Raw genomic sequence first — 12,942 nt, 5'->3', positions numbered from 1 at the left:
ACCACAGGCCGGCCATCCCGTCGATCACCTTGTTGCCGTCCGAATCCCACAGGTAGACGCCGTCGGCCTTCACGATCACGCGGCTGCCGGCGCGGTTCAGCGCGCCCATGTCCGAGAACGGGTGGATGTGGTGCGCGGCGTCGAGCGCGCGGTATTCGGCGGTCGAGTGCGGCGAGCGGGCTTCGTGTCGATCGGTCATGTTTCCTCCATGAAACGGCGCCGCACGTTCAGACGTGCAGCAGCAGATGGCGGCGTTCCCACGAGCTGATCACGCGGAAGAACGCTTCGTATTCGGTTTCCTTCAGCGCCAGATAGGCCTTCACGAACTTGTCGCCGAGAATGCCGGCGAGCGGCTCGCACGCGGCCATCAGCGAGATGCCCTCTTCCAGATTGCGCGGCAGCTGGTAAGGCAGGTCGTAACCGTCTGAGGCAATCGGCTCGGTCGGCGCGAGCTGCTGCGTCATGCCGAGATAGCCGGCGGCGAGCGTCGCGGCGAACGCGAGGTACGGGTTGCAGTCGACGCCCGGAATGCGGTTCTCGATGCGGCGCGCGACGGGGCTCGACTGCGGGATGCGAAAGCCGACCGTCCGGTTGTCGTAGCCCCACTGCACGTTGATCGGCGCGGCCATGAAGCGCGACAGCCGGCGGTACGAGTTGATGTACGGCGCGAAGATCGGCATCAGCGCCGGCGTGTATTTCTGCAGCCCCGCGAGATAGCTGCGGAACAGCGGCGACACGGAACCGTCCTCGTCGGCGAACAGGTTGCGCCCGGTGCGCATGTCCGCCAGGCTCTGATGAATGTGCATCGCGGATCCCGGCTCGCCTTCCATCGGCTTGGCCATGAAGGTCGCGTACATGTTGTGGCGCAGCGCGGCCTCGCGCACCGTGCGCTTGAACAGGAATACCTGGTCGGCCAGCGGCAGCGCATCGCCGTGCACGAAGTTGATCTCCATCTGCGCGGCGCCGACTTCGTGGATCAGCGTCTCGATATCGAGGCCCTGCATTTCGCAGTACTCGTAGATGTCCTCGAACAGCGGATCGAACTCGTTGACGGCCTCGATCGAATACGACTGGCGGCCGGTTTCCGCGCGTCCCGTGCGGCCGATCGGCGGGCGCAGCGGCAGGTCGGGATCGGCATTCATGTCGACGAGATAGAACTCGAGTTCCGGCGCGACGACGGGCTTCCAGCCTTTCGCCTCGTACAGGTCGAGCACGCGGCGCAGCACGTAGCGCGGCGAGATCTCGACCGGCGAACCGTCGAAATGCACGCAGTCGTGAATCACCTGCGCGGTCGGATCGACGGCCCACGGAATCAGGCAGATCGTCGACGGATCGGGCACGCACACCATGTCGGGATCGGTCACGCCGGTCAGCGTGCCGTCCTCCGGATAATCGCCGGTCACGGTCTGCACCATCACGGCCTGCGGCAAGCGCATCGATTCGCCTGATTCGAACTTGTTGCGCGGAATGATCTTGCCGCGCGCGATGCCGGCCATGTCGGGGATGATCGCCTCGACCTCGGTGATGCGGTGCTGCCGCAGGAATTCGCTCAGTTCAGGTTGCATGATCGGCCTCGTTCAGTCGACGTCGGATGCGCTCGGCGACGCGATCGCGCCGCCGGCTGCATGAATGCGGTGCGTCATGCGCACGCGGCACGCCGCGCCGAATGCCGCGAAGATGTCGCGCGACAGCGGCTGTTCCGCGTAGCGCCATTCGGGATGCCACTGCACGCCGAGCGCGAACGCGCGCGCGCCGCGCACGCTGACGGCCTCGACGAGCCCGTCGGGCGCGCTCGCTTCGACGACGAGCCCCGCGCCAAGCCGGGCGATGCCCTGGTCGTGCAGCGAATTGACGGTCGCCTCGTGCACGCCGCGCGCGACCCGCTGCAGCAGGCCGCCCGGCGCGAGTTGCACGACGTGCGCGGGACCATACTGCCGCTCGAGCGGATCGGCCGCCCGTTCGCGATGATCGTCGAAGCCGTTCGTCGCGTGCAGCCGCTGATGCAGCGTGCCGCCGTACGCGACGTTCAGCTCCTGCATGCCGCGGCAGATCGCGAGCACGGGTACGCCCGCCTCGATCGCCGCGCGGATCAGCGGCAACGCGGTCGCATCGCGCGCGGCATCGTGCAATGTGTCGGGTGCGCTCGCGGCGCCGCCGTAATGATGCGGCTCGACGTTCGAATAGCTGCCCGTAAACAGCAGCCCGTCGACCGCCGCGATGATCGCGTCGGGCGGCTGGCGCGCGCCGAGCGCGGGCAGCACCAACGCCAGCGCGCCGGCGCCGTCGACGAGCGCGGCGAGGTACTTCTCGCCGGCCGTGTGATTCGGATGCGCACCGCGCAGGATGCGGTCGGCGGTGACGGCTACGATCGGGCGCGCACGCATGAGCCTCCCTCCCTCTCCGGTAATCGCGCGCCGCATGCGTGCGCACGGGACGACGAAGGCCGGCGGCTGCGCCGCACGCGCGTGCCATCGCGCAGCGCGAGCGCATGCGCGATCCGGCCGCGCGAACGATGCGGCAAGCCGCGGTGCGGCCCGCAACGGAAGCGGAACAAGACGCTAGGGCAACAACGATGCGCTGCCGTCGCACTGCACCGCGCTGAACACCTGCGCGGTCACGAGGTTGAAGCGGCGCGGGCCGCGATGGGAAATGGCGAAGAAACGAGGTTCGCGTAAAGGGGCGGCACGCGTGCCGCATTCAGCATGCCGGTTCGGCCCGGCCTGAGGCGGCGCGCCCGCCGACGGACTTCGCGTCCGGCGTATCGAAGGGCTGGCGGCTTTCACGATCGTACTCGACTGACTGAAGGAGGCAGGACACGCGTCGCGATCAAGCGCATGCGGCAAAGCCGCGCGGCGACACGTCGGCAAGGTGTCTCGCAGCGCATTCCGGCACGGTACGGCCATCGTCGATGCCCTCGCCGCCGGTGCGCGCGTGACGACTTCCTGACATTCAGCTTATATCACCTAAAAATTGCGTCAAATTTTCAGGCGCCGACGACGACATCGATCAGATGAAAAAACGGCATCGATCCCCGCGATCGATGCCGTGTTGTGCATTGCGTCGGCGCGCCTGCTGCATGCCGGCGGGCCGCGACGCCCTGCTCCGCCGCGCTGCCGCATGCGAGCGGCCCGCGCTCAGCGATGCGCGAGCGCGGTTTCGACGAGCGTCTGCAACAGCGGTGCAATCCGCGCGGCGCGCGCTTCGTCGTACGCGTACGGACGCGTCTCTTCCATGTAGGTGATCTGCGACAGCTCGAGCTGCACGGCTTCGACACCGGTGTCGGGCACGCCGTAGTGACGGGTAATGTAACCGCCCTTGAAGCGGCCGTTCGCGACGGCCGTATAACCGCCGTGTGCGAGCACGCGCGCGGCCAGCGCCTCCGCGAGACCGGGCCTGGCGCTCGCGCCGCTCGACGTGCCGAAATTGAAGTCCGGCAGGCGGCCGTCGAAGAAGCGCGGCACATGCGAGCGGATCGAATGCGCTTCCCACACGAGCACGCGGCCGTGCTCGCGCTTCAGGCGTGCAATCTCGCGCTGCAGCGCGTCGTGATACGGCAGCCAGTAGCGGTCGCGGCGACGCATGATCTCGTCGTTGCCGGGCAGCGCATTCGCCGGATAGAGCGGCGCCTTGTCGAACGTATCGACCGGCACGAGCCCCGTCGTGTCCTGCCCCGGGTACAGGTTCTCGTTGTCGGGCGGACGGTTCAGGTCGACGACGTAACGCGCGTGCGACGGCACCAGGATCGATGCGCCGAGATCGGCCGCGAAGCCGTACAGCCGCTCGAGATGCCAGTCGCAATCGTCGACGAAGCGCGCGTCGGGCGTCATCGTCGCCGCGATGTCCTCGGGGATGTGCGTGCCTGCGTGCGGAATCGAGATCAGCAGCGGCAGCGTGCCCTGCTTCAGCGTGAATACAGCCGGTTGTTCAGTCATGTCGCCTCACCGTAAGAGTCGGCCGGCGCACGCACGCGCGCCGGTTGCCGCGTGTCAGCGCAGCAGTTGCGCCAGCGCGGCGCGGTAGTCCGCGTATGCAGCGTCTTCGTCGCGATGGCGGCGGCCGCTCACGACGCGTTCGCCGCCCGTGTAGACGTCGAACACGGGCGTCTCGCCGTGTTCGGCGAACACGATGCCCGACAGCCACGACGGGCTGCCATGTTCGGCGATCGCCGGATGATCGGGATCGAGCACCAGCCAGTCGGCGCGGCAGCCTTCGCGCAGCGCGCCGACACGCCGCCCGCTCGCCTGTGCGCCGCCCGCGAGCGATGCGTCGAACAGGCGATCGGCGACGTGTGCCTGCGACTCGCTCGCCAGCACGTTGCGCGCGCGGTGCACGAGTCGCTGCCCGTATTCGAGCAGGCGCAGTTCCGAGCGCCAATCGACCGAGGCGTGGCTGTCCGAGCCGACGCCGATCACGCCGCCCTGCGCGAGATAGTCGACGGCCGGGAACACGCCGTCGCCCAGGTTCGCTTCGGTCGTCAGGCACAGGCCGGCGACCGCGCGACGCCTCGCGAGCGCGGCCGTCTCGGTCGCATCGACGTGCGTGGCGTGCACGAGGCACCAGCGCGCATCGACGTCGAAGCGATCGAGCAGCCATTGGACGGGACGCGCGCCGTACGCGCGCACGCAGTCGTCGACTTCGGCCGTCTGCTCGGCGATATGGATGTGAACGGGCGCGTCGTCGGGCAGCCCGTCGATCAGCGTGCGCAGCCCGCTCTCCGACACCGCGCGCAGCGAGTGCGGCGCGACGCCGTAGCGCAGGCCGCCGTGCTCGGGCGCCGCGCGACGCATCGCGTCGAGCAGTTCGAGCAGCCCGTCGGGCGTGTTGATGAAGCGGCGCTGGTCGTCGCGCGGCGGCTTGTTGCCGAAGCCGGCGAACTGGTACGACACGGGCAGCATCGTGATGCCGATGCCGGCGGCGCGTGCGGCATCGACGACGCGCGTGCCGAGCTCCGCGAGCTGAGGATAGCGCGAGCCGTCCTGTGCGTGATGCACGTAGTGGAATTCGCACACCGACGTGTAACCGCACTTGAGCATCTCGACGTACAGCCAGCGTGCGATCGCCGCGAGCGCGTCGGGCGTGATCTTCAGCGCGAAGCGGTACATCAGGTCGCGCCAGCTCCAGAAGCTGTCGGCGGGATTCGCGCGGTATTCGGTGAGCCCCGCCATCGCGCGCTGGAATGCGTGCGAATGCAGGTTCGGCATGCCGGGCAGCACCGGGCCGGCCGCACGCGCGACGTCTGCCGGCGCATCGGTATCGGGCGTCACGCCGGTCAGCGTGCCGGCCGCGTCCCAGCGCAGCAGCACGTTGCGGCGCCAGCCGTCGGGCAGGTAGGCGTGGTCCGCGAACAACATGGTGTCGGTCATTCTGATTCCTTGTCGAGCGGCCGGGTCGAGCGCGGTCGCACCCGGCCCGGCTCCCTGCAAAAACTATCCGTTCATCCGGCGAAACACGGTCGTGCCGCCGCGCACGACCTGCTCGCACAGCGGCCGGCCGATCCAGTACGCGAGCTCCGACAGCGAACCGACCGACCACGCGGCGAAGTCGGCCTGGCGGCCGACCTCGAGCGCGCCGTGGCGATCCGCGCGGCCAAGCGCCGCGGCGGCATGGCGCGTGACGCCCTGCAGCACTTCCGGCACCGTCATGCGGAACAGCGTGCAGCCCATGTTCAGCGTCAGCAGCAGCGATTCGAGCGGCGACGTGCCGGGGTTGTGATCGGTCGCGAGCGCGATCGGCACGCCGTGCTTGCGCAGCAGCTCGATCGGCGGCAGTTGCGTTTCGCGGATGAAGTAGTACGCGCCGGGCAGCAGCACGGCGACCGTGCCGGCCGCCTTCATCGCCTCGATGCCGGCTTCGTCGAGAAACTCGAGGTGGTCGGCGGACACCGCGCGGTAGCGCGCGGCGAGCGCCGTGCCGCCGGCGTTCGACAGTTGCTCCGCATGCAGCTTCACGGGCAGGCCGCGGCGCGTCGCGGCCTCGAACACGCGCTCGGTCTGCGCGAGCGAGAAGCCGATGCGTTCGCAGAACACGTCGACCGCGTCGACGAGACCCTCGTCGGCGAGCGCCGGCAGCATGCGGTCGCACACTTCGTCGATGTACGCGTCCGCCCGGCCCGCGTATTCGGGCGGCAGCGCATGCGCGCCGAGGAAGGTCGTGTAGACCGTGACCGGAAAGCGCTCGCCGAGCTGGCGCGCGACGCGCAGCATCTTGCGCTCGCTCGCGAGGTCGAGCCCGTAGCCCGACTTGATCTCGATCGCGGTCACGCCTTCGGCGAGCAGCGGCTGCAGGCGCGCGGCGGCCTGCACGAACAGCGTCGTTTCGTCGGCCGCGCGCGTCGCGCGCACCGTCGACACGATCCCGCCGCCCTGCCGCGCGATTTCCTCGTAGCTGACGCCCGCGAGGCGCTGCGCGAATTCGTCCGCACGCGTGCCGCCGTACACGAGGTGCGTATGGCAATCGACGAGGCCCGGCGTCACCCACGCGCCGTGCAGGTTTTCGCGCGGCCAGTGCGCGTAACCGTGCGGCAGCGCGGACCACGCGCCGAGCCACACGATCGTGCCGGTTTCGTCGACCGCGATCGCCGCGTCGTCGATCGTTTCGTCGGGATGGCCGTGCGGACACAGCCTCAGGTGATGCCAGACAGTCGGTTTCATGCGTTCAGTCTCGTTCGCCGACGGCGAGCGAGACGGCGAGCAACGCACCGCCCCCGCTCACGACGACGTCAAACGCACGCCGCGGCCCGTCGAGCCGCAGCGTGTCCATGTCTTCCAGTGCGTGGTGCGTGCCGTCGATTGCGACACCGACGGCGCCGGTCGCGCAGAACAGCAGCACGGTATCGGCCGGCGCGACATGGTGCGCGCCCGCGCGCCACACGTCGAGCGTGCCGCGCGCGGCCGAGCGGCGCGTCATCAGGTTGAAGTCGCGCGTCGCGCCGTCGTGCAGCGTCGCGTCGATCGCCGCTTCCCCTGCGAAATCCGCACGAGCCAGCGACACGTCGAGCACATGGTGCGCACCGCCCGCTTCGGCGAGCGTCATGCCCGCGCCGGACAGCAGCACGAGCGTGCGGTCGATCCCGTCGAAACGCGAGAACGGGCCGGCCGTGCCGACGTCCGCGACGCTCACGCGCCACGCGAACGCGTCGAGCGCGGCGCCAGGCGGGAACGCGCCGATCTCGCGCGTCACGCCGCCGCCGTTCTTCCACGGCGACGCGACGAGATCCGCCGCGCGGATCAGCGTCGCGCTCACCGGCGCCTGGTCGAGCGCCGTCATGCTCAGCGGCCGAGCATCGGCAGCTTCAGGCCGGCTTCGCGAGCCGTCTGCTGCGCGAGTTCGTAGCCGGCATCCGCATGGCGCATCACGCCCGTCGCCGGGTCGTTCAGCAGCACGCGACCGAGACGCTCGTGCGCTTCAGCCGTGCCGTCGGCGACGATCACGACGCCCGAGTGCTGCGAGAAGCCCATGCCGACGCCGCCGCCATGATGCAGCGACACCCACGATGCGCCGCCTGCCGTGTTCAGCAGTGCGTTCAGCAGCGGCCAGTCGCTGACCGCGTCCGACCCGTCCTTCATCGATTCCGTCTCGCGGTTCGGGCTGGCGACCGAGCCGGTGTCGAGGTGGTCGCGGCCGATCACGATCGGGGCCTTCAGTTCGCCGTTCTTGACCATCTCGTTGAATGCCTGGCCGAGACGATAGCGATCCTTCACGCCCACCCAGCAGATCCGTGCCGGCAAGCCCTGGAACGCGATGCGCTCGCGCGCCATGTCGAGCCAGTTGTGCAGGTGCGGATCGTCGGGGATCAGCTCCTTCACCTTCTGGTCGGTCTTGTAGATGTCTTCCGGATCGCCCGACAGCGCGACCCAGCGGAACGGGCCCTTGCCTTCGCAGAACAGCGGACGGATGTACGCCGGCACGAAACCCGGGAAGTCGAACGCGTTCTCGACGCCCATTTCCAGCGCCATCTGGCGGATGTTGTTGCCGTAGTCGAGCGTCGCCGCGCCGCGTTCCTGCAGCGCCAGCATCGCGCGCACCTGGACGGCCATCGACTGCTTCGCGACCTTCACGATGCTCTGCGGATCGACCTTCTGCGCTTCGCGCCATTGCGCGACGGTCCAGCCTTGCGGCAGGTAGCCGTTGATCGGATCGTGCGCGCTCGTCTGGTCGGTCACGCAGTCCGGCGTGATGCCGCGCGTGACGAGTTCCGCGAACACGTCGGCGGCGTTGCCGAGCAGGCCGACCGACACGGGCTTGCCCGTGCGCTTCGCTTCCTCGATCATGCCGAGCGCTTCGTCGAGCGTCGTTGCCTTCTTGTCGACGTAGCGCGTCTTCAGGCGGAAGTCGATGCGCGTCTCGTCGCATTCGACCGCGATCATCGAGAAGCCGGCCATCGTCGCGGCCAGCGGCTGCGCGCCGCCCATGCCGCCGAGGCCGCCCGTCAGGATCCAGCGGCCCGACGGATCGCCGTTGAAGTGCTGGTTCGCGACCGAGAAGAACGTTTCATACGTGCCCTGAACGATGCCCTGGCTGCCGATGTAGATCCAGCTGCCGGCCGTCATCTGGCCGTACATCATCAGGCCCTTGCGGTCGAGCTCGTGGAAGTGATCCCAGTTCGCCCAGTGCGGCACGAGGTTCGAGTTCGCGAGCAGCACGCGCGGCGCATCCTTGTGCGTGCGGAACACGCCGACCGGCTTGCCCGACTGGATCAGCAGCGTTTCGTTTTCCTCGAGATCCTTCAGCGACGCGAGGATCTGGTCGTAGCATTCCCAGTTGCGCGCCGCGCGGCCGATGCCGCCGTACACGACGAGCGCATGCGGATGCTCGGCGACTTCCGGGTCCAGGTTGTTCTGGATCATCCGGTAGGCCGCCTCGGCCAGCCAGGTCTTGCAGGTCTTCTCGCTGCCGCGCGGCGCGCGGATCGTGCGCGTCGGATCGAGACGGGGATCGATGTGTTTCGGATGGTTCATGACGACTGCTCCCGAGGGAAAATGACTATCAAATAGGAATCAGAAATGCCCGGTGAAGCGGTAACGGCTGCCGGGATGCCACAGATTCGCCACCGAGGCGACGACGCCCTGCGACCAGGTGCGCCGATGTAAAACCAGACACGGTTCGACGTCGTCCATCCGCAGCTGCTCGCGCCGCTCCGGCGCCGGGGCCGCCGCTTCGATCCGGTACTCGACGCGCTGCAGCGGGGCCGCGCGCATCAGGTACAGGTTCGGCGTCGTGTTCGTGAAATCCTGCTCGGCGTAATCCGGCGCGACCGCCGGATTCACCCACCGTTCTTCGAGCTGCACGGGCTCGTCGTTCTCGAAGTGCAGCACCTGCGAATGAAACAGCTTCGTGCGCACGGCCACCTGCATCTCGTCGGCGAGCGCGTCGTCCGCGCGGACCGTGTCGAGGCCGAGCACGCTCGCCCGATACGCATGCCCGCGCGCGCCGACCTCCTCCGAGATGCTGCGGATCGCCACCAGCGTCGACTCGTACTTCGGCCGCGCGACGTAGGTGCCCGCGCCCTTCATGCGCGTGAGCACCTGCTCGGCCGTCAACTCGCGCAGCGCGCGGTTGACGGTCATGCGTGCCACCTTGAATTCGCGCGCCAGCTCGTTCTCGGACGGCACCTGGTCGCCCTCCTCCCACTCGCCGGCGTGGATGCGGGCCAGGATGAAATCCTTGATCTCCTGGTAGACCGGCGCGCTCATCGGCTTACTGTTCCGATGCGAACGAGAACGGTGCGACCTTCGCGAACGCGCGCTCGCCGACGAGCTTCGCGACCGCCGCGATGTCCGGTGCGAAGTAGTGGTCGAGTTCGTAATGCGCGACCTTGCCGCGGATCGTCTCCATCACCGGCGCCAGCTTCGGGCTCGTGTGGTACGGCGCGCGCAGGTCGACGCCCTGGGCCGCGGCCAGCAGTTCGATCGCGAGGATGTGCTTCGTGTTGTCCGCGATGTCGGCGAGCTTGCGCGCGGCGAACGTCGCCATCGACACGTGGTCTTCCTGGTTCGCGGAAGTCGGCAGCGAGTCAACCGACGCCGGGTGGGCGAGCGTCTTGTTTTCCGATGCGAGTGCGGCCGCCGTCACGTGCGCGATCATGAAGCCCGAGTTCACGCCGCCGTCCCTCACGAGGAACGGGGGCAGGCCCGACAGCGTCGCGTCGATCAGCAGCGCGATGCGGCGTTCGGCCAGCGCGCCGATTTCCGATGCGGCCAGCGCGAGGTTGTCGGCCGCAAACGCGACCGGCTCGGCGTGGAAGTTGCCGCCCGAGAGCACTTCGCCGGTGTCCGGGAAGATCAGCGGGTTGTCCGACACGGCGTTCGCTTCGACCAGCAGCACGTCGGCCGCATGGCGCATCTGGTCCAGACACGCGCCCATCACCTGCGGCTGGCAGCGCAGGCTGTACGGATCCTGCACCTTGTCGCAGTCGCGGTGCGACTGGTTGATCGGCGAGCCTTCGAGCAGCTCGCGATACGACGCCGCCGCGTCGATCTGGCCCTGGTGGCCGCGCAGTTCATGGATGCGGGCGTCGAACGGTTTCACCGAACCGGCTGCCGCGTCGACCGACAACGCGCCGGCGACGAGCGCCGTGCGGTACAGGTCTTCGATCGCGAACATGTTGTCGAGCGCCAGCGCGGTCGATGCCTGCGTGCCGTTCAGCAGCGCGAGGCCTTCCTTCGCCTGCAGCGTCAGCGGCGCGAGGCCCGCGACGCGCAGCCCGTCGAGCGCGCTCGCACGCTCGCCGCGGATGAACACTTCACCGACGCCGAGCAGCACCGCCGACATGTGCGCGAGCGGCGCGAGGTCGCCCGATGCGCCGACCGAGCCCTTCACCGGGATCAGCGGCAGCACGTCGGCGTTGAACAGCGTGATCAGCGCGTCCATCACTTCGCGGCGGATGCCCGAGTGGCCGCGGCCGAGGCTCGACAGCTTCAGCGCCATCAGGAGGCGCACCGACGAACGGGCCATCGGCTCGCCGACACCGACCGCATGCGACAGCACCAGGTTCTTCTGCAGCAACTCGAGCTGGTCGTGCGGGATGTGCGTGCTGGCCAAGCGGCCGAAACCCGTGTTGATGCCGTAGGCCGGCTCGCCCTTCGCGGCGATGTCGGCGACGGCCTTCGCGCCGGCGTCGATCTTCGCGAAGCTGGCCGGGTCGAGCGCGAGCTGCACGGATTCGCGCGCGATCTGGCGCAGTTGCGGGAGGGTCAGATGGCCGGGGGTCAACGTAATCATGTGAGCAATCCTGTCTAGACAAGTTCGGAATGGATTGAAGTGTAGCCACGACAACTTGTCTAGACAACCCGTTTTTCATCGATTTCGACTCGGGAGTTTCCCTGATGTCCGGCGCGGCCCGCCGGACCGGCCGGCGGGATCCGGTTATTAACATATGTTGCAATTATTTTGTTTTTGGCAACATACGAATCACCATTCGCCACGGAGACCCGCCATGCCCTTCCCGTCACGATTCGCCTCCCGGTTCGGCCGCCCGCTGCTCGCCGCGGCGTGCCTGCTGGCATGCGGCGCCGCGCTCGCCGCGGAACCGCTGTCCGGCACGCTCGAGAAAATCCGGCGGAACAACCTGATCTCGATCGGCCATCGCGAGACGTCGGTGCCGTTCTCCTACGTCGATACGGGCGGCAAGGTGATCGGCTTCTCGCAGGACCTGTGCGACCGCGTGATCGCGGCCGTGAAGGCGCGCACCGGCAAGCCCGACCTGCAGGTGCGCTTCATCCCCGTCACGTCGCAGAACCGCATTCCGCTCGTGCAGAACGGCACCGTCGACCTCGAATGCGGCGTGACGACCAACCTCGCCGCGCGCCATGCGCAGGTCGCGTTCTCGACCACCTTCTTCGTCGCGACGACGCGGTTGCTCACGCGCACGACGTCGGGCATCCGCGACTTCCCCGACCTCGCCGGCAAGACGGTCGTGACGAACCAGGGCACGACGTCCGAACGCCTGCTGCGCAAGATGAACGAGGACAAGAAGATGAACATGCAGATCATCAGCGCGAAGGACTACGGCGAGGGACGCCTCACGCTCGAATCGGGCCGCGCGGCCGCGTACATGATGGACGACGTGCTGCTCGCGGGCGTGCGCCAGCTCGCCGCGAAGCCGGCCGACTGGCAGATCGTCGGCACGCCGCAGTCGTCGGAAGCCTACGGGTTCATGCTGCGCAAGGACGATCCGCAGTTCAAGGCGCTCGTCGACGGCGTGCTCGCGCAGCTGATGAAAAGTGGCGAGATCAACGCGCCGTACGACAAATGGTTCATGAAGCCGGTGCCGCCGAAGGGGCTGTCGTTCGACTTCCCGATGAGCGACGTGATCAAGGCGCGCTATGCGGCGCCCAACGATGCGCCGCTCGAATGAGCACCGGGCGCCAACGCCCGCTTACATGCGCGTCCACGCGACGCACGCCGCATAGCCGGGCGCCGCGTCGAGCCACGCCGCGTCGAACGCCGCGACGCCGGCCGCAGGCGCGGCCGGCTCGACGATCGTCGTCGCGGGCGTCGCCGCGTCGCGCGGCGGCACCACCGCAAACGCGCGCAGCCCGCCGACGATGCCCGTGCCGAGCGCCTTCAGCAGCGCTTCCTTCGCGGACCACACGCGCATGAATTCGCTCGCGCGCACCGCGGGCGGCATGCGGTCGAGATGCGCGACCTCGGCGGGTGCGCAGACTTCACGCGTCAGCGCGCGCCAGTCGGCGACGCGGTCACAGCCCTCGATATCGACGCCGACGCGGCCCGCGGGCGCCCATGCGATCAACGCGTGATCGCCTGCGTGCGACACGTTGAAGTCGAGCGACGCGCGATGCGCGCGATCCAGCGACGGCCGCCCCGATGCATCGACGACGATCGAGACCGCATGCGGCGCGACCTCGAGCGCCGCGCCGAGCACGTCGCGCAACGCGGCGCGCGTCGCGGCGCTGCGCACCGCCTCCTCGTGGCGCATGTAGA

General features: G+C 68.6%; 11 protein-coding genes and 1 pseudogene. 1 reads left to right on the top strand and 11 read right to left on the bottom strand.

Translation table 11 applies throughout. From position 1 onward, the window contains the following. From G3N62_RS30750 to hutH, 10 genes and pseudogenes are all read right to left on the bottom strand, one after another. Positions 1-199 (bottom strand): annotated as a pseudogene (locus G3N62_RS30750) (aspartate aminotransferase family protein); the annotation flags it as partial. Positions 200-227: 28 nt separating this feature from the next. Next, positions 228-1,565: a glutamine synthetase family protein gene (locus G3N62_RS30745; protein WP_034190391.1), complete on the bottom strand. Its 1,338-nt coding sequence runs from the start codon at positions 1,563-1,565 to the stop codon at positions 228-230. 12 nt (positions 1,566-1,577) lie between these two features. Further along, complete coding sequence (locus G3N62_RS30740) at positions 1,578-2,384, bottom strand: gamma-glutamyl-gamma-aminobutyrate hydrolase family protein (protein WP_034190390.1); 807 nt, start codon at positions 2,382-2,384, stop codon at positions 1,578-1,580. A gap of 750 nt (positions 2,385-3,134) precedes the next feature. After that, positions 3,135-3,932 (bottom strand): N-formylglutamate deformylase, encoded by a 798-nt coding sequence (hutG, locus tag G3N62_RS30735; protein ID WP_059560186.1) that lies wholly within the window; start codon positions 3,930-3,932, stop codon positions 3,135-3,137. Positions 3,933-3,986: 54 nt separating this feature from the next. Then, on the bottom strand, positions 3,987-5,363 hold the full coding sequence (locus tag G3N62_RS30730) for a formimidoylglutamate deiminase (RefSeq protein ID WP_124671191.1): 1,377 nt from the start codon (positions 5,361-5,363) through the stop codon (positions 3,987-3,989). A gap of 63 nt (positions 5,364-5,426) precedes the next feature. Further along, on the bottom strand, positions 5,427-6,650 hold the full coding sequence (gene hutI / locus G3N62_RS30725) for an imidazolonepropionase (RefSeq protein WP_124671192.1): 1,224 nt from the start codon (positions 6,648-6,650) through the stop codon (positions 5,427-5,429). 4 nt (positions 6,651-6,654) lie between these two features. After that, the gene (locus G3N62_RS30720) at positions 6,655-7,266 is read right to left on the bottom strand and encodes a HutD family protein (protein WP_124671193.1); all 612 of its coding nucleotides are present in this window, start codon (positions 7,264-7,266) and stop codon (positions 6,655-6,657) included. 2 nt (positions 7,267-7,268) lie between these two features. Continuing rightward, positions 7,269-8,957 carry a urocanate hydratase gene (hutU, locus tag G3N62_RS30715; RefSeq protein WP_034190385.1) on the bottom strand — a complete coding sequence of 563 codons (1,689 nt, stop codon included), beginning with the start codon at positions 8,955-8,957 and terminating at the stop codon, positions 7,269-7,271. 39 nt (positions 8,958-8,996) lie between these two features. Continuing rightward, positions 8,997-9,692, bottom strand: coding sequence for a histidine utilization repressor (gene hutC / locus G3N62_RS30710; protein WP_034190384.1), 696 nt, complete (start codon positions 9,690-9,692; stop codon positions 8,997-8,999). 4 nt (positions 9,693-9,696) lie between these two features. Further along, the gene (gene hutH, locus G3N62_RS30705) at positions 9,697-11,220 is read right to left on the bottom strand and encodes a histidine ammonia-lyase (RefSeq protein ID WP_034190383.1); all 1,524 of its coding nucleotides are present in this window, start codon (positions 11,218-11,220) and stop codon (positions 9,697-9,699) included. A 214-nt stretch (positions 11,221-11,434) separates the two neighbouring features. Between hutH and G3N62_RS30700 the strand changes: the two genes are divergently transcribed. Next, positions 11,435-12,355: a glutamate/aspartate ABC transporter substrate-binding protein gene (locus tag G3N62_RS30700; protein ID WP_124671194.1), complete on the top strand. Its 921-nt coding sequence runs from the start codon at positions 11,435-11,437 to the stop codon at positions 12,353-12,355. Positions 12,356-12,376: 21 nt separating this feature from the next. On the opposite strand, the gene G3N62_RS30695 is transcribed toward G3N62_RS30700, so the two are convergent. Next, on the bottom strand, positions 12,377-12,942 hold a 566-nt coding region (locus G3N62_RS30695; RefSeq protein WP_206141397.1), incomplete at its 5' end, for a 4'-phosphopantetheinyl transferase superfamily protein.

It is taken from the genome of Burkholderia sp. Tr-20355 (assembly GCF_017104685.1).
Taxonomy (GTDB): Bacteria; Pseudomonadota; Gammaproteobacteria; order Burkholderiales; family Burkholderiaceae; genus Burkholderia; species Burkholderia seminalis.
Note: the sequence above shows the minus strand (reverse complement) of the source record. Positions and strands in the feature narration are given on the sequence as shown.